The 21,007-nt window shown below is 74.7% G+C and carries 18 protein-coding genes; 11 read left to right on the top strand and 7 right to left on the bottom strand.

Annotated features, from left to right (window positions below; all coding sequences use genetic code 11):
- Window position 1: 1 nt before the first annotated feature.
- Window positions 2–1,249 (bottom strand): ATP-grasp domain-containing protein, encoded by a 1,248-nt coding sequence (locus KPF47_RS03710; protein WP_224386928.1) that lies wholly within the window; start codon window positions 1,247–1,249, stop codon window positions 2–4.
- Window positions 1,250–1,372: 123 nt separating this feature from the next.
- Complete coding sequence (locus KPF47_RS03705; RefSeq protein WP_224386926.1) at window positions 1,373–2,050, bottom strand: hypothetical protein; 678 nt, start codon at window positions 2,048–2,050, stop codon at window positions 1,373–1,375.
- A 48-nt stretch (window positions 2,051–2,098) separates the two neighbouring features.
- Between KPF47_RS03705 and KPF47_RS03700 the strand changes: the two genes are divergently transcribed.
- From KPF47_RS03700 to KPF47_RS03685, 4 genes are all read left to right on the top strand, one after another.
- Window positions 2,099–3,730, top strand: a complete 1,632-nt coding sequence (locus KPF47_RS03700; protein ID WP_224386924.1) for a phosphatidylserine/phosphatidylglycerophosphate/cardiolipin synthase family protein — start codon at window positions 2,099–2,101, stop codon at window positions 3,728–3,730.
- A gap of 79 nt (window positions 3,731–3,809) precedes the next feature.
- Window positions 3,810–5,474, top strand: coding sequence for an AMP-binding protein (locus tag KPF47_RS03695; RefSeq protein WP_224386922.1), 1,665 nt, complete (start codon window positions 3,810–3,812; stop codon window positions 5,472–5,474).
- Window positions 5,475–5,579: 105 nt separating this feature from the next.
- A complete protein-coding gene (locus tag KPF47_RS03690) occupies window positions 5,580–5,966 on the top strand; it encodes a cold-shock protein (protein WP_062398128.1) in 387 nt (128 codons plus the stop codon).
- 179 nt (window positions 5,967–6,145) lie between these two features.
- A complete protein-coding gene (locus tag KPF47_RS03685; RefSeq protein WP_224386920.1) occupies window positions 6,146–7,081 on the top strand; it encodes an MsnO8 family LLM class oxidoreductase in 936 nt (311 codons plus the stop codon).
- A 19-nt stretch (window positions 7,082–7,100) separates the two neighbouring features.
- Here KPF47_RS03685 and KPF47_RS03680 read toward each other — a convergent pair whose 3' ends face one another.
- The 3 genes from KPF47_RS03680 to KPF47_RS03670 form a co-directional block, all read right to left on the bottom strand.
- On the bottom strand, window positions 7,101–7,610 hold the full coding sequence (locus KPF47_RS03680) for a DUF2771 family protein (protein ID WP_224386918.1): 510 nt from the start codon (window positions 7,608–7,610) through the stop codon (window positions 7,101–7,103).
- A 43-nt stretch (window positions 7,611–7,653) separates the two neighbouring features.
- Window positions 7,654–9,171, bottom strand: coding sequence for an MFS transporter (locus KPF47_RS03675; protein WP_224386916.1), 1,518 nt, complete (start codon window positions 9,169–9,171; stop codon window positions 7,654–7,656).
- Between the two features lie 76 nt (window positions 9,172–9,247).
- Window positions 9,248–10,072, bottom strand: coding sequence for a glutaminyl-peptide cyclotransferase (locus tag KPF47_RS03670; RefSeq protein ID WP_224386914.1), 825 nt, complete (start codon window positions 10,070–10,072; stop codon window positions 9,248–9,250).
- 39 nt (window positions 10,073–10,111) lie between these two features.
- Here KPF47_RS03670 and KPF47_RS03665 point away from each other — a divergent pair, with 39 nt between their 5' ends.
- The 5 genes from KPF47_RS03665 to KPF47_RS03645 all read left to right on the top strand — a co-directional run bounded on the left by KPF47_RS03665 (window position 10,112) and on the right by KPF47_RS03645 (window position 17,217).
- On the top strand, window positions 10,112–10,936 hold the full coding sequence (locus tag KPF47_RS03665; RefSeq protein WP_308015305.1) for a DUF3027 domain-containing protein: 825 nt from the start codon (window positions 10,112–10,114) through the stop codon (window positions 10,934–10,936).
- Window positions 10,834–13,770: a sacsin N-terminal ATP-binding-like domain-containing protein gene (locus KPF47_RS03660; protein WP_374108795.1), complete on the top strand. Its 2,937-nt coding sequence runs from the start codon at window positions 10,834–10,836 to the stop codon at window positions 13,768–13,770. Before KPF47_RS03665 ends, KPF47_RS03660 begins: the two co-directional genes overlap by 103 nt.
- Complete coding sequence (mshA, locus tag KPF47_RS03655; RefSeq protein ID WP_224386910.1) at window positions 13,767–15,041, top strand: D-inositol-3-phosphate glycosyltransferase; 1,275 nt, start codon at window positions 13,767–13,769, stop codon at window positions 15,039–15,041. The genes KPF47_RS03660 and mshA overlap by 4 nt, the downstream gene beginning before the upstream one ends.
- Window positions 15,038–15,517, top strand: coding sequence for a YbjN domain-containing protein (locus tag KPF47_RS03650; RefSeq protein WP_224386908.1), 480 nt, complete (start codon window positions 15,038–15,040; stop codon window positions 15,515–15,517). Before mshA ends, KPF47_RS03650 begins: the two co-directional genes overlap by 4 nt.
- 122 nt (window positions 15,518–15,639) lie before the next feature.
- Complete coding sequence (locus KPF47_RS03645; protein WP_224386906.1) at window positions 15,640–17,217, top strand: AMP-binding protein; 1,578 nt, start codon at window positions 15,640–15,642, stop codon at window positions 17,215–17,217.
- Window positions 17,218–17,514: 297 nt separating this feature from the next.
- Here KPF47_RS03645 and KPF47_RS03640 read toward each other — a convergent pair whose 3' ends face one another.
- Entirely contained in the window at window positions 17,515–18,069 is a 555-nt protein-coding gene (locus KPF47_RS03640) for an SDR family NAD(P)-dependent oxidoreductase (RefSeq protein ID WP_255659050.1), read from the bottom strand.
- A 416-nt stretch (window positions 18,070–18,485) separates the two neighbouring features.
- Here KPF47_RS03640 and KPF47_RS03635 point away from each other — a divergent pair, with 416 nt between their 5' ends.
- Complete coding sequence (locus KPF47_RS03635; RefSeq protein ID WP_224386902.1) at window positions 18,486–18,803, top strand: hypothetical protein; 318 nt, start codon at window positions 18,486–18,488, stop codon at window positions 18,801–18,803.
- A 370-nt stretch (window positions 18,804–19,173) separates the two neighbouring features.
- Here the strand turns inward: KPF47_RS03635 and KPF47_RS03630 are convergent, their stop codons facing one another.
- Window positions 19,174–19,548, bottom strand: coding sequence for a DUF4345 domain-containing protein (locus KPF47_RS03630; protein WP_224386900.1), 375 nt, complete (start codon window positions 19,546–19,548; stop codon window positions 19,174–19,176).
- Between the two features lie 302 nt (window positions 19,549–19,850).
- Between KPF47_RS03630 and KPF47_RS03625 the strand changes: the two genes are divergently transcribed.
- Complete coding sequence (locus KPF47_RS03625) at window positions 19,851–20,873, top strand: aldo/keto reductase (protein ID WP_224386898.1); 1,023 nt, start codon at window positions 19,851–19,853, stop codon at window positions 20,871–20,873.
- Window positions 20,874–21,007: the final 134 nt, after the last annotated feature.

Here is a 21,007-nt window from a genome sequence, read left to right as displayed (position 1 = left end):
CTCACCCGGGCCCCGGCTCGGTGACGATCCCGATCGCGGCGACGGCGGCCGCCGTCGCCGCGGCCGCCGCGGCCGGCGTCGGTGCCGCGGCCACCACGTGCCCACAGCGGTCCCACGACGAGTGCAGCTCCGGCACGCGGTCCCCGGCGACGACGTCCACCTCGACCTCGATGACGTGCGGGACCTCCCGGGCGCGGTCGGTGCCGTGGACCGCGGAGACCCGGCCGGGGGCGGGCGCCAGGAACCGGATCGCCGCACCCCCCACGGGCCGTTCGGGCACCGCGGGCATGCCCCCCGTGAGCAGCTCCAGGTACGCGGCGGCGACGTCGAACCCCCATGCCCGGTCGATCAACTCGCACAACGAGTCCCCCGGCATGCGGGCCGCGCACTCCAACAGCACCGGGACCCGGTCGGCGTCGACGATCCACTCGCCGTGCAGCACCCCCGTCCCGTAGCCGGTGGCGCGGATGAGGGTGGTCATCGCGCCGGTGAGCGCCGCCTGTTCGGGCGGCGACAGCGCGGCCGGCACGTCGTGTCCCATGTCGACCGGGTGGTCACCGGCGAGCAGGTGCTTGGCCGTGATGTTGGTGAACACCGGTACCCCTGCCCGGACCAGCATCTCGACGCTGAACTCCCGGCCGACCACGAGCTCCTCGACCAGCACCTGCGAGGTGATCCCGCGGTCCGGGACGAGCAGCGGTTCCTCCGGGGCCCGCGCCTGCTCCCAGGCCTGGGCGGCCGCATCGGGCCCGTGCACGATGCGCACCCCCAGGCTGGCGTGCCGGGCAGTCGGCTTCACCACGCACGGCAGCGGGGCCGTCCGCACGAACTCCGCGGCCGCGGCCGGGTCCTGGGCCACGACGTGGCGCGGGTTGCGCAGCCCGGCCCGTCCCGCCGCCGCACGCAACAGCGCCTTGTCGGTGAACAGCTCCGCGGCGCCGGCGCCCTGCCCCGGCAGCCCGAACCGCTCGGCCGCGCGCGCCGCGGCCCGCACGCCGTACTCGACCCCGGTGAGGACGGCGCGGGGCGGGGGCAGCGTGTCGAGGACGGTGTCGAGCGGGCCGGCGAGCTGGTACTCGCACTCCACGATCCGCCCCACGCACACCGCGGTCACCGTCCGGTGCAGGTCCCGCCGGTGCACGACGTCGGGCTCCTCGACCACCAGCACCGAACCGGGCTCGAGCGAGGCGTCCAGTCGGGCCGCGAGACCGGCGCTGTAACCGAACATCACCACTGGGTCCGCTGCCACCCGGTCGAGCATAGTGATCACGGCGGCTGCACACAGCCGACTCCGCGGTCGTCGCGGTGCGGCTGCGACCCGTGGTCCCGGGGCCGCGCCGCGGGCCCGGGAGCAGCGCCGGTCGCGCCGCGGTCACCCCCGCTCGCGGGCCCGCGCCTCGTCGACCCACTCCCACAGCTCGTCCGCGGGCTGGTCGAGCAGGTCGTTCAGCTCGGCCGGGTCCTGGGCCGGGGCCGCGACCCACACCGTCCGGTCGGTCCACAGCCACGCGAGGCGCGGCCCGCCCGGGCCGGGCAGGGCGGGCACGCCGTCCTGGGCCGGGTGGCGGTCGAGGCGCGCGTCCCAGCCGTCCGGGCCCGCCCCGTCGAGCGCACCGAGCACGGTGCCGCTGGTCACCGGCTCGCCGTGGTCGGCGACGGACGCGGCGAGCAGGCCCGGGTCGACCACCCCGTCCGGCAGGACCCCTGCCCCGACCAGCACGTCCAGCACCCGGTCCAGCCGCTCACGTCCCTCGACGGACAGCACGGGCACGACCCGCACCGCGTCCGGCAGCGTCGAGGTCGCACCCCCCGCGCCCGGTGCGACGACCGCCGTCGCCGGAACCGGCGCCGCCGTGTGCCCGGCCCGCTGCGCGAGCCGCCACGACCGCCGGGCCAGGACCCCGAACACCACGACGGCCACCGCGGCCGCCACGAACAGGGCCGGCTGACGGGCCTGTGCGCCGATCACGACGAAGTATCCGCCGACCACCACCGCGCCCGCCACCGAGATCGCGGCGGAGAGCCGGTCGAGGGTGCCGGGGCGCGCCATGACCGCAGGATAGGCGGGACCCCCGGCGGGCCGGATAGCGTCCGGCGCATGTCCCGCCGGCCCCCCGCGGACCTCGCGTCCCTCACCCGTCGTTACCTCGCGCCGGCCACCCCCGAGTGCCCGACGTTCGTCGAGGACACCGAGTGGGAGCCCATCGTCGACGGCGTCGACTACTTCGCCCGGCTGCGGGACCTGTTCGACCGGGCGGGGCCCGGCGACACGGTCCTGGTCACCGGGCTGAACCTCGAACCCGACATGGACCTGCACGGCCTCGATCCGGACGAGGAGGGCTACGAGGCCCTCGCGGACCGCTTCGCCCGGCTGGTCGACGCCGGCGTCGACGTGCGCGTGCTGCTCACCGCGGCGGTGTTCTCCGGCTCGGTGCCGGGGGTGGCGATCGGGCCGTTCCGCGCGAACGCGTTCGCCGCGCTGGAGCTGCGCCGCCGCCCCCAGCTGGCCGGGCGGGTGCTGCTCGACTGGTCCGGATCGGGCATCGGCTGCCACCACCAGAAGGTGGTGGCAGCCCACGTGGGGGGCGAGCTGACCGCGTTCGTCGGCGGGCTGGACCTGTCCGCGAACCGGTTCGACGCCGAGCCGCACGACCGGCTGTCCATCGGTGAGGAGCGCTGGGGCTGGCACGACGGCGCCGCCGCACTGCGCGGGCCCGGCGCCGCCCGTGTGTGGGAGGTCTACCGCGCCCGGTGGACCGAGGCCGCCACGTTGCCGCCACGCCGGTTCATGGTCGGGCCCACCGACTGGGAGCCGATGAACCCCGAGCCGTTCGCCGCCGACCTGCCGCCGTCGCCACCCGCCCCGCCGCGCTCTGCCCCGGGGACCGCGGTCCAGGTCCTGCGCTCGCTGCGGCCGTGGAAGATCGACCACTTCGGGATGCTCTACCGGCGGCACTGGACGGCGCTCCCGCGCGACGGCGCGCAGGAGGTCTTCCACACCCTCTCGGCGGCGATCCGCGGCGCCCGGCGCTACGTCTACCTGGAGGACCAGTACTTCTTCGAGGTCCCGGGCGGGAGGCGGGCGTTCCGGCTGTACGGACTGCTGCGCGACGCCGCCGCGCGCGGGGTCAAGGTCGTGCTCGTCTGTTCGGGGCGCAAGGACCCCGTCGACGCCGGGGTGAACAAGTTCCGCCGCCGCGTCACCGGTGACGTCCAGCGCGGGGTGATCGACCAGCTCGACCCGGGCGACCGCGGCAACGTGATCATGCACCGGATCGAGGACCTCACCGTCCACACCAAGCTCGCGCTGGTCGACGACATCTTCGCCTCGATCGGGTCGGCCAACTTCTTCTCCCGGTCGATGCGCGGCACCGACACCGAGCTGTCGACGGCGTTCGTCACCACCGGCGACCAGGTGCGCGACCTGCGGGTCCGGCTGTGGGCCGAACACCTGCGCACCGAGCTGACCGACGAGCTCGCCCCCCGGCTCGCCGACCTGGACCTCGCCCTGGGCATGTGGCGTCCGGAGTGGCTGCCGCCGGACGCGCCGGCCGGGACCTGGCGGGTGCCCGGCTACCCGTCCGGGTTCGCGCCGGCCGAGCGCGTGCTCGTACCGGTCGGGCCGTGGCCCGAGCCGTCGCCGCGGCCGCTGCGCCGCGCGGCCCACGGGGCCCGGCGCGGGGCGGCGAAGGTCGCCGAGTCGGGTCGGCGCCGGCTGTCCTCGTCCTGACCGACGGGTGTTGGCAACGGCGCGGTCGGCGGGCGAGGATGTGACGACCAGCACCGGACCGCCCGAGGAGTACGACGTCGTGACCTCACCCGCCGCAACGCCCGCCGTCCCGTCGTACGCGTCCGGGACCTCGGACACCCCGTTGCTCGGCGACACCATCGGTGACGACCTGGACCGCACCGTGGCCCGGGTCCCCGACAACGACGCACTGGTCGAGGTGCAGACCGGGCGCCGCTGGACCTACCGCGAGCTGCAGCGCGCCGTCGACGACCTGGCCACCGGGCTGCTCGCCGCCGGTCTCACCGTCGGGGACCGGGTCGGGATCTGGTCGCCGAACACCGCGGAGTGGACCCTGACCCAGTTCGCGACGGCCAAGATCGGCGTCGTCCTGGTCAACATCAACCCGTCCTACCGGACCCACGAGCTGGCGTTCGTGCTCAACCAGGCCGGGATCTCCACGCTGGTGTCGGCGTCGTCGTTCAAGACCTCCGACTACGAGAAGATGATCGCCGAGGTCCGGGCGGACTGTCCCGACCTGCAGCGCGTGGTGATCACCGGTTCCCCCGAGTGGGACGCACTGGCCGCGGGGGACGCCTCCCGCCGCGACGAGCTGGCCCGGGTCCAGGCGTCGCTGACCGCCGACGACCCGATCAACATCCAGTACACCTCCGGGACGACCGGGTTCCCCAAGGGCGCGACGCTGTCGCACCACAACATCCTCAACAACGGCTACTACGTCGGCGCGACCTGCGGCTACACCGAGGCCGACCGGGTCGCGATCCCGGTGCCCTTCTACCACTGCTTCGGCATGGTCATGGGCAACCTGGCCTGCTCCACCAGCGGCGCGACGATGGTCATCCCGGCCCAGGGCTTCGACCCGAAGGCGACCCTGCACGCGGTGCAGCAGGAACGCTGCACCTCCCTCTACGGGGTACCGACGATGTTCATCGCCGAGCTCAACGACCCCGACTTCGACTCCTATGACCTGTCCAGCCTGCGGACCGGGATCATGGCCGGCTCACCGTGCCCGGTCGAGGTGATGAAGCAGGTCGTGGACCGGATGGGCATGACCGAGGTGACCATCGCCTACGGCATGACCGAGACCAGCCCGGTCTCGACCCAGACCCGCGCCGAGGACTCCGTCGAGCGCCGGGTGTCCACGGTCGGACGGGTCCACCCGCACCTGGAGGTCAAGGTCGTCGACCCCGAGACCGGCCGGACCCTGCCCCGCGGTGAGCCCGGTGAGCTGTGCACCCGCGGCTACTCGGTGATGCTGGGCTACTGGGAACAGCCCGAGAAGACCGCCGAGGTCATCGACCGCGCCCGCTGGATGCACACCGGTGACCTCGCCGTGATGGACGACGAGGGCTACCTCAACATCACCGGCCGGATCAAGGACATGGTCATCCGCGGCGGGGAGAACGTCTACCCCCGCGAGATCGAGGAGTTCCTCTACACCCACCCCGACGTCGTCGACGCCCAGGTCATCGGCGTCCCCGACGAGCGCTACGGCGAGGAACTCTGCGCCTGGGTGATCCTGCGGCCCGGCGCCGCGGCGATGACCGCCGACACACTGCGCGAGTTCGCCACTGGCAGACTCGCCCACTACAAGATCCCCCGCTACGTCCTGGTCGTCGACGAGTTCCCGATGACGGTCACCGGCAAGGTCCGCAAGGTCGAGATGCGCGAGAAGTCGGTCGGGCTGCTCGATCTGGAGGATGCCGCCCGCGTCCGAAACGCCTGACCCGACCGGGTGTCGGGGCGTATCCATGGGCGGCGGCGCGTCCGGCGAGGCCGGGCGCGTTTGTCGTGCACGCAGCAACACAGCAAGCAGGAATCGAGGACGACGGTGCCCACCGGCAGGGTGAAGTGGTACGACGCGGAGAAGGGCTTCGGGTTCCTCTCCCAGGACGGCGGTGAGGACGTCTACGTGCGCAAGGCGGCGCTGCCGTCCGGCGTGGAGGCGCTCAAGTCCGGCCAGCGGGTCGAGTTCGGGATGGCCGAGGGCCGCCGCGGGCCGCAGGCGCTGTCCGTGCGCATCGTCGAGAAGCAGGCGTCCGCGGTGGAGAACGCGCGCCGCCCCGCCGAGGAGCTGCACGGACTGATCGAGGACATGATGGGCCTGCTGGAGAACAAGATCCAGCCGGCGCTGCGGCACGGCCGCTACCCCGACCGGAAGACCTGCAAGCTCGCCGCCGAGGTCGTCCGGGCCGTCGCCCGCGACCTCGACGGCTGACCCTCTCGCCCCGCCCGTCCCCGGCCCCCCGGGCGGTGTGGCGACCCGGCGTGGTGCGCGGCGACGCGTGCGTGGGGCGCCGCGGAGCGTCGCGGGGTGCCACGCGCGGGCGTTCCGTGTGCGCGGTGCGCGGTGGGCGCGGCGGAATGGCGGCGGGCACGGGCGGTGTTGGGGCGGGTGTGCGCCTGTCGATGCTGGACCGCTCGCGGACGCGGGCCGGGGAACCGGACGCGGCCGCGGTCCGCGGGACGGTGGCGCGGGCCGTGCGCGCCGAGCAGCTCGGCTACCACCGGTTCTGGGTGGCCGAGCACCACGCCGTGCCCGGGATCGCCTCGGGCAGCCCGCCGGTCCTGATGGCCGCGGTGGGGGCGGCGACGTCGCGGATCCGGGTCGGGTCGGGCGGGATCATGCTGCCCAACCACCAGCCGCTCGTCGTCGCGGAGCAGGTCGCGCTGCTCGAGGCGCTGCACCCCGGCCGCATCGACCTGGGGATCGGCCGCTCGCCCGGGTTCACCGAGCCGGTCCGTCGTGCCCTGCGCGCCGCCGGGGCCGACGACGACGCGTTCCGCGCGGCCCTCGACGAGCTCCGTTCCTACCTCGACGGCAGCGGTCCGGTGACCGCCCGGCCGCGGCTGGAGCACGCCGTCCCGCTGTTCCTGCTGGCCACCGGGGCGGGCCTGCGCCTGGCCGGGGAGCTGGGGCTGCCCGCCGTGGTCGGCGGGCCGGTGCTCGACGACCGGGCGGCGCTGGCCGACTACCGCGACCGGGCCGGGGACGCGGCGCACCTGGTGGTGTCCGCGGACGTGCTCGTCGGGGACCCGGAACTGGCGCTGTCCGAGGCGTGGGCGCACGCGGCGGCGCGCACCACCGGCGAGTTCCCGCCGCTGGAGCCGCCGGACCCGCACCGTGCGACGACCCGCCGCCAGCGCGAGACCATGGACCGGGCCCTGGCCCACTCGGTGGTCGGCGATCCCGACACCGTCGCCGACCGGCTCGACGACCTCGTGTCCCGCACCGGGGCCGACGAGCTGCTGGTGTTCTCCTCGACCCACGACCGCGACGCGCAGGCCGAGTCCGATGCCACGCTGGCCCGGCTGCTCGGCGCGGGCCGCTGAGACCCGGACCGGCGCCCGCTCAGCCCTGCTCGCCGACCAGCACCCAGGTCGCGCGGACCGGGAACTGGATGTCGGTGCTCTCCGGGTCGATCGACGGCGGCGCCCCGAACACCTGCACCTGCGCGGTCACGAGCCGGTCGCCCGGCTCGGGCAGGGAGAGGGCGAAGTCGCTGCGGGTCCCCGGTGCGGCGATCTCGCTGCGCTGCTGGACCGGCGTCGGGTCGGTGCCGCGGGTGAACGCGTAGGCCACCTGCCAGGGCGCGGAGGACACCTCCTCGGGCACCGTGATCCGGACCTCCGTCCCGGGCGGGACCTGCGCGGTGACCCGGGCGTTCGGGTCGTCCTGACAGTTCTGCAGGCCGGTGTCGCAGAACTGGGTGGGCGCCGCGGTCAGCGACGTGCCGCCGACGTCGAACGTCACCGTCGGTGCCGTGCCACCGCACCCGGCGAGGACGAGGGCGGCCGCGGCCAGGGTCCCGGCGAGCACACCGGCGGACCGGTGGGGGTGCGGTCGGGGGCGGGTGATCACGCCGACCAGCGTACGGATCCGGCTCCGGAGCGCCGGGGAGCCCTCAGCCGGCCGCGGCCGGGCGCGGGCCCAGCCCCGGCACCAGCGACGTGCCGCGGCGCACCAGCGCGGCCTGCAGCGCGAACACCGCCACCACCCCGGTCACGATCAGGAACCCGGTGCGGAACGTGTCGTGCGGGGCGAGGACGCCGATCGCGCCGCCCAGCACCCAGGCCAGCTGCAGCACCGTCTCCGACCGCCCGAACGCCGAGGCCCTGGCGTACTCGGGCAGGTCACGCTGCACCACCGCGTCGAGGCAGACCTTCGCCAGCGCGCTGGCCGTGGACGCGACCAGGGCCGCGACCACCGCCGTCGGCACACCCGGCAGCACCGCCACCGACGCCGCGGCCAGCACCACCGCGGCGGCCGCGGCCAGCACCACCGGCTCGACCCGGGAGAAGCGGCTGCGCGCCCCCACCGCGTTGCCGACGAACAGCCCCACACCCGCGGCCGCGCCGACCGTCCCGATCACCACGAGCTGACCGGCGGGATCGCCGCCGGGTGCCTGCTCGGCCCCGGCCTTCACCACGAACGCGACGAACAGCGTGAGGAACCCGGTCAGCACCCGCACCGTGCTCGTGCCCCACAGCGCGACGAGCACCGCCCGGGTGGCGGGGACGCGGGAGCGGCGCTTGCCCGGGCGGGCGGCGGGCACCGCCGCGGTCACCTCGCCCGCGGTGGACTCGACCCGGCGGGGGATCCGCAGGCAGAGCACCGCACCCGCGACGCCGAGGGCCGCGGTCCACCAGAGCGGCCCGGCCCCGCCGACGGCCAGTGCCGCCCCGCCCGCGACGGCCCCGGCGACGCCGCCCGCGGCCATGCCGAACGTGGTGAGCCGGGAGTTCGTCGTGGCCAGGGTGATCGTGGACGGCAGCACCCGCGGGGTCACGGCCGCCTTGAGCACCAGGAACGACTTGGACAGCACCATGATCCCCAGCGCGGCCGGGTAGAGCAGCCAGTCGTCGAGGTGGAACACCAGCACCACGGCGAGCACCGCGCGCCCGGCGCAGGACACCGCCATCGCGATCCGCCTGCCCCGCTGCAACCGGTCCAGCGCCGGGCCGATCACGGGCGCGACCAGCGCGAACGGCGCGACGGTGATCGCCAGGTAGAGGGCGACGTTCGCGGTGGACTCCGCCGTCGCCGCCGCGAAGAACAGGGTGTTCGCCAGCGCGACGGCGACCGCGGCGTCGAGCGCGTAGGTCAGCATGGTGGCGTAGGTCAGTGCGGTCAGCCCGGACCGGTCGGCGCCGTCGGCGGTCGCGGCGCGCCGGAACAGCGCGACCGCGCGCCCGCTCAGCTCGCGGGTGCGGTGCACCGCGACCCGGGTGACCGTGAGCCTGCGGGGGACCGTGGCCGGCCCGGGTCGGGGCAGCTCGTCGGTGGCGGCACCGGTGGGACGCCCGCGGCGCAGCGCCGGGTCCGAGGCGACCGGTGTCGTGACCGGAGCGGTGCGCGGGTCCGGGCCACGCCTCGACCCGGCCGCCGCCCGGCGGCGGCTGCGGAACGGGTTCGGTGCCACGCCGTCATTGTGCAGGGGGGTGCCGACGGTTCCGGCGGTCCCGCCGGGTGGTGTCACCCGCCCGGCGCAGCGCGGGTCAGGCCGGGGGCGCCGGCAGCCGCACCCGGAACGTCGTCGGCCACAGCTTGCCGGTGAGCAGGTACTCGTCGCCCTCGACGTGGGCGATGCCGTTCAGCACGTCGGCCCCGGCCCGCTGCCCGGCCGGCAGCAGACCGCTCGCGTCGACGACGGCGTCGACCGCACCGGTCGCCGGGTCGATCCGCACGAGGTCGTCGGTCTGCCAGACGTTGGCCCACACCCGGTCACCGACGCACTCCAGCTCGTTGAGCCGGGTCACCGGGGCGCCGTCCAGGGTGACCGCCACCGAGCCCACCTCCGCCAGATCGGCCGGGTCGTGGAGGACCAGGCGGTCGGTGCCGTCGGAGCGCACGACCCGGTCACCCGCGGCACCGGACAGCAGGCACAGCCCCCATCCCTCGCCGTCGACGGGCACCTCGCGCCGCGGCCGCAGCGTCGCCCGGTCCCATTCGACCGCCACCCCGTCGCGCCAGGTCAGCTGCCAGATCCGGTCCCCGACGACGGTGATGCCCTCGCCGAAGTACGCCGGGGGCAGCGGGCTCGCCGCCCGCACCGCACCGGTGGCCGGGTCCAGCGCCCGGATCTGCGACTCCCCGACCTGCCCGGTGCCCTCGTAGAGGGTGCCGTCGCGCAGCTCCAGACCCTGGGTGAACGCCCGCGGGTCGTGCGGGACCTCGGCCAGGACCTGTGGCCGGACCACCGGTACCGCCCCCGGCGCGGGCAGCCCGGTGTCCGGTGCGGCGGCCCCGCAGGCGGCCACGGCGAGCAGCAGGACGAGCAGACCCGGTACGGACGGGCGGCGCAGCAGCGGACGGACGGGCACCCGCCCAGGATGCCCGGGCACGGGTGGCACACTGGTGAGGTGAGCACTGGTGAGGTGGGTGTCGAGGTCGGCGGCTCCGGTGACGAGCGGGCGGACACGCCGCAGGACCCCGCGCCGTCGCACCTGTCCGAGGCGGTCGACGAGGCACGGGCCGCCGCCGTCGAGGAGGCGGCCGACGAGCTGGGTGCGGCCGCGGCCGCGGCCGCGGTCGGTGTGCACCTGGGGACGACCGTCGAGGACGACGGCTCGGTCACCCACTCCTTCGCCGCGCACCTGCCCGGCTACCGCGGCTGGCGCTGGGCGGTCACCGTCGCCGCCGCGGACGGCAGCGGTCCGGTGACGGTCTCGGAGTCGGTGCTGCTGCCCGGCTCCACCGCGCTCGTCGCCCCGGACTGGGTGCCGTGGGACCAGCGCGTGCAGCCCGGCGACCTCCGGCCCGGCGACCTCCTGCCCACCCCGCCCGACGACCCGCGCCTGGTGCCCGGCTACGTCGACTCCGGGGACCCGGCCGTCGACGCGCTGGCCCGCGAGGTCGGTCTCGGCCGCGAGCGGGTGCTGTCGTTCGAGGGCCGGGTCGCCGCCGCCGAGCGCTGGCAGGACGGGGAGCGCGGCCCGGCCGCCGATCTCGCCCGGTCCGCGCCGGCGTCCTGCGGGACCTGCGGGTTCCTGGTGCCGCTCGCCGGGTCGCTGCAGGGTGTGTTCGGGGTCTGCGCGAACGGCTCCTCCCCGGCCGACGCCCAGGTGGTCGCCGTCGGGTTCGGCTGCGGCGCGCACTCCTCGGTCGCCGAGCCGTCCGGCTCGCCGGTCCACGTCTCGGCCCTGGTCTACGACGACGGCATCGACCTCGAGCCGGTCGGGTCCTGAGCCGTACCGACGTCGCGGGCGGCACCGACCCGTTCGGGACGGCGGCGCTGCGGGCCGGGGTCCTGGCGGCGTGGTCGTCGTCGCGGACCCGGTTCCGGGAGGACGTCAACGCCGAGGACGACCTGCGTCGCGGCGGCTACGCCGACACCTGGGTCGCCGAGCTGCTCCAGAACGCCGCCGACGCCGCGCTGGCCGCCGAGCTGCCCGGCCGGGTCCGCGCCGTCGTGGTGGACGGTGAGCTGCGGGTGGCCAACACCGGTGCCCCGCTGGACGCCGACGGGGTCGCCGCGCTCGCCGCACTGCGGGCCTCGGCCAAACGGGACGCGAGCGGCGCGACCGGCCGGTTCGGCGTCGGGTTCGCCGCGGTCCTCGCCGTGTGCACCGCGCCCCGCCTGGTGACCGCCGCCGGCGGCGTCGCGTTCTCCGCGGCCCGGACCGCGGTCGAGGTGGCCCGACTGGGTGGTGCCGCGGCGGCCGAGCTGGCCCGCGACGCCCGGGTCCCGGTGCTGCGCCTGGCCTGGCCCGCGCCGGAGGAGGAGCCCCCGCCGCCTGGGTTCGCCACCGAGGTCCGGCTCCGGCCCGGGCCCGGCACCGACCCGCACGACCTGCTCGACGAGCTGGCCCGCGCCGCCGGGGACCTGTTGCTGGCGCTGCCCGGGTTGGAGTCGGTCACCGCGGGCGCGGTGACCGTGGCCCGGACCGACCTCGGAGACGGCCGGGTGCGCGTCGGCGACGCCGGGTACCTGCTGGTCACCGGGGACGCCGGTGTCCGCTGGGCGCTGCCGCTGCACGGCGACCGGCCCGCCCCGCTCGGGCCCGACCGCGGCGAGGTCCTGCACGCCCCCACCCGCAGCGCCGAGCAGCTCTCGCTGCCCGCCCGGCTGATCGCGCCGTTCCCGCTGGACCCGGACCGCCGCCGGATCCGCGCCGACGACCCGGGCGTCGACGTGCTCGTCGACGCCGCGGCGACCGGCTACGCCACCCTCGTCCGGTGCGTCGCCCCCGCCGACCGCACCCTCCTGGTGCCGGAGCCGGGCTTCCCGCGCTCGCCCCTGGACGGCCGCCTGCGCGAGGCGGTCACCGCGGCGCTGACCGGCACCGCCTGGCTCCCCGCCGCGACGGGGGAGGAGGACCTCCTCGCGCCGGAGCGGGCCGAGTGGCTCGACGTGCCCGCCGACGGGCTGCCCGAGCTGCTCGCCGCGACCGACCCGGCCTTCGCGCGGCTCCTGTCCTCCGGGACCGTCCCGCCCCCCGGGCTCGGCGTGGAACGGGTCGGCGCGGCCGCGCTGGCCGAGCGGCTCACCGGCGTCGAGGCGGACCCGGGCCGGTGGCGGGACCTGTACGCGGCACTCGCGCCCGCCGTGGACACCGTCCCCGGGCTGGCCGCCGAGCTGGGCGCGCTGCCCGTCCCGCTCGTCGACGGCCGCCTGGTGCCCGGGCCCGCCTCGGTGCTGCTGGCCGACGGGGCAGGCCCGGCCGCTGCGGTCCCCGAGCTGCGCGTCGCCCACCCCGACGCCGTCCATCCCCTGCTGCGCCGCCTCGGCGCCGCCGAGGCCGACCGCGACACCCTCCTCGCCGCGCCCGCGCTGCGCGCGGCCGTCGAACGGTCCGTCGACGACGCCGAGGCGGGCCTGGACACCACGGCACTGGCCCGTGCAGTCCTGTCCCTGCTCGACGGCCCCGTCGTCGCCCCGGACGAGCGCCTCGGCGCCGGTGCGCGGTCGGGCCCGGCCCCGTTCGGTGCCCTGGCCCTCACCGACGACGACGGCCGCCCCGCCCGCGCCGACGAGCTCGTCCTGCCCGACGCCGCCGTGCGCGACCTGCTCGACCCGGCCGCCCCGGTCGGCGTGCTGGGTCCGGAGTGGTCCGACGTCCCCCGCGCCGCGCTCGTCGCCGCCGGGGTGCTCGACGGGTTCACGGTCGCCGGGTTCGACCCGGAGGTCCTGCACGACGGTGAGCACTACCCCGACGACGGCGACACCCCGCCCGCCGTCCGCGACCTCGACCTCGTCGCCGACGACCGGTGGCCCGCGGCGCTGGCCCTGCTCGCCGCCGACCGCGACACCCGGGCCGCGGTGCTGACCGGCTACACCGCCTGGTGGCTGTCGCGCCACGTCCGCCTCGACGGCCGGCTCCCGAGCACCTGGCGGCTGCGCTCGGCGACCGGGCTGACCGGGCTCTACGACGAGGTCCGGGCCCTGCCGGGCGTCGACGACGCGGTGCTCGCGGCCGTCGGCGTCCGGGACCGGGTCGTCGTCGACGGTCCGGACGAGGTCACCGAGCTGCTCGACCGGCTGGCCGACCCGGCCCGCACGGTGACCGGTGAGGTCGCCGCGGCCGCCTACTCCGCACTCGCCGCGGCCGTCGCCGACGGGCGGGTGGACCTCGACGACGTCGACCCGCCGGACCGGGTCCGGACGGTCGCCGGGGCGGTCGCGCCGACCGACCGGGCGGTGGTCCTGGACGCGCCGTGGGTGCTGCCGGCGCTGGACGCGCTGCCGGCCGTCCCCGGCGGGGACGGTCCCGCCGCCCTCGCGGAGCTGCTCGACGTGCCGCTGGCCTCGGACCGGGTCGCCGGGACCGTCCGCGGCACCGGCACCCCCGGTCCGTGGACGGCCGATCCCGAGGTGGTCCTGGCGCTGGCCGCGCTGGGCGAGACCCCGCCGCCGGGGCGGCTGCACCGCCACGCCGAGCTGGTCGTCGACCTCGACGGCGGTGGGACGGCGAGCGTCCCGGCCTGGCCCGGCCGCGGCGACGACTGGCACGCCACGGACCCGCTGCGGGCGCTGGTGGCTGCGCTGTCGTTCCGGCGCCGTGTCAGGATGCTCGGGTGAGCGAGCGACTGCCCCGACGGGTCGCGGTGCTGTCGGTGCACACCTCCCCGACCGAGCAGCCCGGCACCGGCGACGCCGGCGGGATGAACGTCTACGTCGCACAGACGGCGATCCGGATGGCCCGCCGCGGCGTCGAGGCGGAGATCTTCACCCGTGCCACCTCGTCGGACCAGCCGCCGACGGTCGAGCTGGAGCCGGGCGCGACCGTCCGGTTCGTCGCCGCGGGCCCGTTCGAGGGACTGGGCAAGGACGACCTGCCGAGCCAGCTGTGCGCCTTCACCGCCGGGGTGCTGCGGGCCGAGGCCCGGCACGACCCGGGCTGGTACGACGTCGTGCACTCGCACTACTGGCTCTCCGGGCAGGTCGGGTGGCTGGCCCGGGACCGCTGGGGGGTGCCGCTGGTGCACTCCGCGCACACCCTGGCCAGGGTCAAGAACGCGGCGCTCGCCGCCGGGGACACCCCCGAACCGCGGGTGCGGGTGATCGGCGAGGACCAGGTCGTCGCCGAGGCCGACCGGCTGGTGGCGAACACCGAGATCGAGTCCAAGCAGCTGCTCGACCTCTACGACGCCGACCCGCACCGCACCGTCACCATCCCGCCGGGGGTGGACACCGACCGGTTCCGGCCCGGTGACCGGGCGGCGGCCCGCGCCGCCCTGGGGCTGCCCGCCGGGGCGGTGGTGCTGGCGTTCGTCGGGCGCATCCAGCGGCTCAAGGCCCCCGACGTGCTGCTGCGTGCCGCCGCCGAGCTGGTCGCACGGGCTCCCGAGCTGCGCGCACGGCTGGTCGTGCTCGTCGCGGGTGGGCCGTCCGGGTCGGGGTTGGCCGAGCCGACGTCGCTGCACGAGCTGGCCGCCGAGCTGGGCATCACCGACCTCGTCCGGTTCCTCCCGCCGCGGGCCGGCGACGAGCTGGTGACCGTCTACCGGGCGGCCGGCGTCGTCGCGGTCCCGAGCCACAACGAGTCGTTCGGGCTGGTCGCGCTGGAGGCCCAGGCCTGCGGCACGCCGGTGGTGGCGACCCGGGTGGGCGGGCTGCCGGTCGCGGTCGCCGAGGGCCGGTCCGGGCTGCTCGTCACCGGGCACGACATCTCCGACTGGGCCGACGCGCTCGGCGAGCTCGCGCTCGACCCCGGGCGGCGCGAGCGGATGGGGCGGACCGCGGCCACGCACGCGCAGCGGTTCTCCTGGGACCGCACCACCGACGCCCTGCTGGGCGCCTACGACGAGGCCCGCACCGAGTTCGCGACGCGGCGACGGAGGGACGTATGAGCGACCTGGAGCAGTGGATCGGGGCCGCGCTGGCGGACTCCGGTGCCGACCACGTCCACCGTGGACCCGGACAGTGGCTGGTCACCCTGCCCGGCGAGGCCCGGCTCCAGACCCAGACCTGGCTGATCCTGCGCGAGCAGACCCTGGCCGTGCAGGCGTTCGTGTGCCGCAGACCCGACGAGAACCACGAGGGCGTCTACCGGTTCATGCTGCTGCGCAACGCCAAGCTCTACGGCGTGCACTACTGCCTGGACCGGGTCGGCGACATCCACCTGGTCGGGCGGCTGGCCCACCATGCCGTGACCGCCGACGAGCTCGACCGGGTGCTCGGCTCCGTGCTCGAGGCCGCCGACGGCGACTTCAACACCTTCCTGGAGCTCGGCTTCGCCTCCTCCATCCGCCGCGAGTACGCCTGGCGCCGCGAGAACGGCGAGTCCACCGCGAACCTGGCCGCCTTCGAGCACCTGTTCCAGTGACCCGCGGGTAACTTTTCACCACGTCACGACGACGGCATGTGTGCCGTGCGCCTAGCATGGCGCCGAACCCGGCCGGACCCCCGCGCCGTCCGTCCCCGCAGGTCCTCGCGAAGGAGCGAACCTTGTCGTTGCGCAGCCCGTACCCGGACGTCGAGATCCCCGACGTCTCGCTCACCGAGTTCCTGTTCGCCGAGGGGTTCGGCGACCGGGCGGACGCGCCGGCGATCGTCGACGGCACCACCGGTGACCAGCTGACTTACACCGAGTTCCACGGTCTGGTCGAGAAGATCGCCGGCGGCCTCGCGGCGCGCGGCATCGGGACCGGCGACGTCGTTGCGCTGTTCGCGCCGAACCTGCCGCAGTGGGCCGCGTTGTTCCACGGCATCCTGCGGGCCAACGCCGTCGTCACCAGCGCGAACTCGATGTACACCGGGGGCGAGCTGGCCCACCAGCTCAAGGACTCCGGCGCCAAGATGGTCATCACCGTCTCGCCGTTCCTCGACCGTGCCGTGGCCGGGGCGAAGGAGGCGGGGCTGTCCGAGGACGTCGTGCTCACCATCGACGCCACCGAGGGCCACGACTCGCTGCGCGACCTGGTGGGCTCCGGGGCCCCGGCGCCCGAGCTGACGACCACCGCCACCGACACCGCGGTGCTGCCCTACTCCTCGGGCACCACCGGTCTGGCCAAGGGCGTCGTGCTGACCCACCGCAACCTGGTGTCGAACCTGCTCCAGATCCAGGTCATGGGCGACGTGACCAGCCAGACCAAGATCATGGCCTTCCTGCCGTTCTTCCACATCTACGGCATGACCGTGATGATGAACCAGGGTCTGCACGCGCGCGCCACCGTCGTCACCATGCCGAAGTTCGACCTCGAGCAGTTCCTGACCATCACCCAGGACCTCCAGGTCGACCGGCTCTACATCGCGCCGCCGGTCGCCGTCGCGCTGGCGAAGCACCCGATCATCGACAAGTTCGACCTGTCCTGCGTGAAGACGATCTTCTCCGGTGCCGCCCCGCTGGACGGCGAGCTCGGCCGCGCCGTCGCCAAGCGGCTGGACTGCACCGTGCTGCAGGGCTACGGCATGACCGAGCTGTCCCCGGTCAGCCACTGCATGCCCGACGACCGCGGGGACCTCGACCTCAACTCCTCCGGCTTCGCGCTGCCGAACATCGAGTGCAAGCTGGTCGACCCGGAGTCCGGCCAGGAGGTCGTCGTCGGGGAGCGCGGCGAGCTGTGGGTGAAGGGCCCGAACGTGATGGTCGGGTACCTGAACAACGCCGACGCGACCGACGCCACCAAGGACGCCGACGGGTACCTGCACACCGGGGACATCGCCGTCGTCGACGACGAGGGCGTCTACTCGATCGTCGACCGGGTCAAGGAGCTCATCAAGTACAAGGGCTACCAGGTGCCGCCCGCCGAGCTGGAGGCACTGCTGCTGACCCACGACAAGATCGCCGACACCGCGGTCATCGGGGTCAAGGACGCCGACGGCGAGGAGGTCCCGAAGGCGTTCGTGGTCAAGCAGGCCTCGGGTGAGGACCTGACCGAGGAGGACGTGAAGGCCTTCGTCGCGGAGAAGGTCGCGCCGCACAAGAAGGTGCGCGTGGTCGAGTTCATCGACCAGATCCCGAAGTCGGCCTCGGGCAAGATCCTGCGCAAGGACCTGCGGGCCCGGGAGACCGAGAAGGCCTGACCCGCACGACCACCGGGACGGCGCCGTGACCTGCAGCGATGCGGGGACGGCGCCGTCTCGTCGTCGGTGGGGGTGCGGGGTCGTGCCGGGTGACCCGGGGGGTGTTCAGGGAGCAGATGCGGCACGATCGTGAGCTCTTGTCCCCACGGTGCACGATGGTCCGGTTCATGATTCGAGCAGCCCGGAGATCCGGTCGTTGTCGGTGTCCTGTCGACCGGCGCGGCACGTGGCGTAGACGGTGAACAGCACCAGACCGGATGGTGCGGGCATCGGCCCACAACGCCGTGAGATGAGTCGTCAGCGTGCTTCCGGGTCCTGACCACGGGCAGCTCGTCCGCCGTCGACGGGCAGGATCACGCCGCTGATGAAGCTGGCCGCAGGCGACAACAGGTAGGCGACGGTGTCTGCGACCTCGTCGGCGCGGCCGACACGCCCCAGCGGATGGATCTCGGCCATCTGTCGACGCGTCGAGGCGGCGGTAGCCGGGTCCTGACGGCCGAGCAACTCCTCGTATCGGTCCGTCGAGACGGAGCCGAGGGCAACGGCGTTGACCCGGATCCGGTCAGCCCCGTAGTCGACGGCAGCCGCGCGGGTGAAGCCCTCGATCGCTGCTTTGGCAGTGGCGTAAGGGAGGGCACCTCGTACAGCGCGCTGAGCCTGGTGGCTCGATACGTTCACGATCGAGCCGGCGGTCTCCCGCTCCCGGAAGCGACGTACTGCAGTCGCCGAGCCCACCAGCACCGGGGCGAGGTTGGCGCTGATGAGCGCGACCAGGTCCTCGGGGGCCGTGGTGTGGAGATCGGCGTCGCGGAAGATCGCAGCGTTGTTGACCCAGCCCGTCAGCTCGCCCATCTCCTGGGCGAGGTCAGCGGCATGATCGGTGGTCGTCGGATCGTCGGCGCTGCCAGTCGCGACAGCGATCCGGGGGGCCGGCCGGGTGGGCTTCGGGCCATGTCGCACCGGCCGGGTCGCGTTCCAGGATGACAACGGCGTCGCCGTCGGCCAACAGCTTCTCGGCGATGGCGCGCCCGACCCCACGGCCGGCGCCGGTGACTACATGCGACCGAACCATGCAGCCATCATCCCGATGCGTGGGGTGGAAGCCCAGGACCTCGGGGTCCGCCCGAACCCGACATCGCTCGGAGATCGGGGGAGTGCGGCAGGGCCGGTGACCTCCTCACGGCGCGCCGGCTCGGCAGGGACGAGGCCGCGCCGGGAGGAGCCACCAGCACATCGGAGCGCGTGGACACGAGTGCGATGCCGGCGTCATGGACCCGGTCGATCAGGCGCACCAGATCGAGATGGCGAAGCAGCGGTGGAAGATCCTCGACGCTGTCGCAAGGGCCCAGGACCGGTATGCGGAGGTCTCGGCGGTCATCGCGGCGTCTGCGGACAAGTACGAGGCGCGAGCGGCAGTAGGGCGGCTTCTCGGAGTCCGCGAGGACATGGCCGGGCAGGCGGTCACCGAGCTGGCCTGGTTCCGGCTCACCGCGGCCGATCGGCGTCAGGTCCGGGAGGATCGTGATGAGGTCCTTGCCGAGTTGAGGGCGGCGGGCGTCGAACCGACCTGGTCGAGCGGCCCGTGACTCCGCTGAGCGGTAGCTACGGAACCTGTACGGAACGGGCGCGGCGGACGAGCCCCTGAGCAACGACGTCGTTGCCGGTCCGTCGGGACGCGCCGTCGAGGCCCACGACCGTGCGCAAGGATCTGTGACCCGGGAGAACCAGGGGGCCTGACTCGCACAGCCACCGGGGACGGCGCCGTGACCTGCGGCGATGCAGGGACATCGCCGTCCCGTCGTCGGTGCGGGTGCGTGCCGGGCAGCCCGGAGACGTCTACGACCACGTCCGCGATGTCCGCGATGGTCGGTGACCGGTTCGGGGACGTCGCGAAGGATCGCCGTCCCCGGTCCCCGGCCGCCAGTCGCAACGCCGTCGCGGGAAGCTCAGCAGCGGCTACCGATCGGCCGGACGACTGCGTGCAGCCACCTCCACGACCACCGGCGCGGCGACCTCCACGGCGAGCAGCACGTCGTGGAACGGGTGCGGGCGCCCCAGCGTCGCTCGGGTGGTCAGCCGTCCGAGGCCACCCAGGAACATGAGTCCGGCCAGCAGCCGCATCCGACGGAGGTCCGGACGGTCGGCGGCCGCGGCGTCGAGCCAGGCGACCCCGTAGCCCGCGAAGACGGGCCCCATGAACCGGACGTGCGAGTCGACGGTGGGATCGGTGGCCATGCCCGGTTCCGCGCGGACCCCTCCGATCAGCTGGAGTCCTCCGATCACGATGCAGGCCCACCCGGTCAGTCGTCCTACTGTGCGTGGATTCGGCATGAGCACATTCTGACGTGCGGTCATGCGGATCCCAGGTGTTTTTCGCGAGCCGGAGTGGATGCTCCGTCGCTCCCCGGGAGCAGGCTGCGTCGCGCCGGAGGGCCGGGGTGACGACGAGCCCGTACCCGTCGTGGCCGCTCGTTCCACGGACGTCGTCGGCCCGGCCGTCGGGGACCACCGCGCCGACGGCTTGCGGAAACGGAACAGCGTTCCGTAATATACGGAACGGTGTTCCGTGTCGACGGGACCTCGACCCTCCCACCGCAGAGACCGCCGCCTGCGCGGCACGAACAGGACGAACCATGCAGTACCGCACGCTCGGAACCACTGGCCTGTCGGTCAGCACGCTGGCACTCGGGACGATGAACTTCGGCCGGTTGGGCCGGACCACCCAGGACGACGTCGAGGCCATCGTCGGCGCGGCGCTGGACGCCGGGGTGAATCTGGTCGACACCGCCGACTTCTACTCGGCCGGGCAGGCCGAGGAGATGCTGGGCAGGGCGCTGGCCGGGCGACGTGACGACGTCGTGCTCGCCACGAAGGCCGGGCTGCCGATGGACCGGAGCGGCCTGAGGCAGGGGGCGTCGCGCCGATGGCTGGTCACCGCGCTCGAGGACAGCCTGCGCCGCCTCGACGTCGACCACGTCGACGTGTTCAAGGTGCATCGCTGGGACCCGACCACCGGCGACGAGGAGACTCTGTCGGCGCTGACCGACCTGCAGCGCGCAGGCAAGATCCGCTACTTCGGGTCCTCGACCTACCCCGCCCACCGCATCGTCGAGGCGCAGTGGGCCGCTCGCGAACACCGTCTCGGCCGCTACACCGTCGAGGAGCCGAGCTACTCGATCCTGCAGCGCGGTGTCGAGCGGGACGTCCTCCCGGTCGTCGAGCAGTACGGCATGGGCGTCACGGTCTGGAGCCCGCTGTCGTCGGGGTGGCTGTCCGGTGCCGTCCGTGAGGGCCGCGAGCTCGCCACCCATCGCTCGCAGTTCATGGCGGCCCGATTCGACGTCTCGCTGCCGCACAACCGGGCCCGTCTGGACGCCGTCGAGAAACTCGTCCCGGTCGCCGAGGCGGCCGGGCTGAGCTTGATCCAGCTCGCGCTCGGGTTCGTCACCGCGCACCCCGCGGTCACCGCCGCGCTGATCGGACCGCGCACCGTCGAGCACCTGACCAGCCAGCTCGCCGCGGCCGACACCGTCCTGCCCGCCCACGTGTTGGACGCGATCGACGGCATCGTCGCTCCGGGTCTCGACCTGGCCTCCGGCGAGAAGAACGACACACCGCCCGCCCTGCTCGATCCGGCACTGCGCCGTCGTCGGTGACTCCCGCCCGATCCCGGCAGCCCGCCGGGATCGTGGCTCCCGGTCCACCGCGACCGGGTCACCGCCCGGAGGAGTCCGACCTCCGACACCTGCCGCCGTGGCCGAACCGTTGCCCGTCACGTGGCGGTGGCTCC

This window comes from Pseudonocardia sp. ICBG1293 (assembly GCF_020131355.1).
Taxonomy (GTDB): domain Bacteria; phylum Actinomycetota; class Actinomycetes; order Mycobacteriales; family Pseudonocardiaceae; genus Pseudonocardia.
The sequence above is the reverse complement of the archived record's forward strand: the minus strand, read 5'-3'. Positions and strand labels throughout refer to the sequence as shown.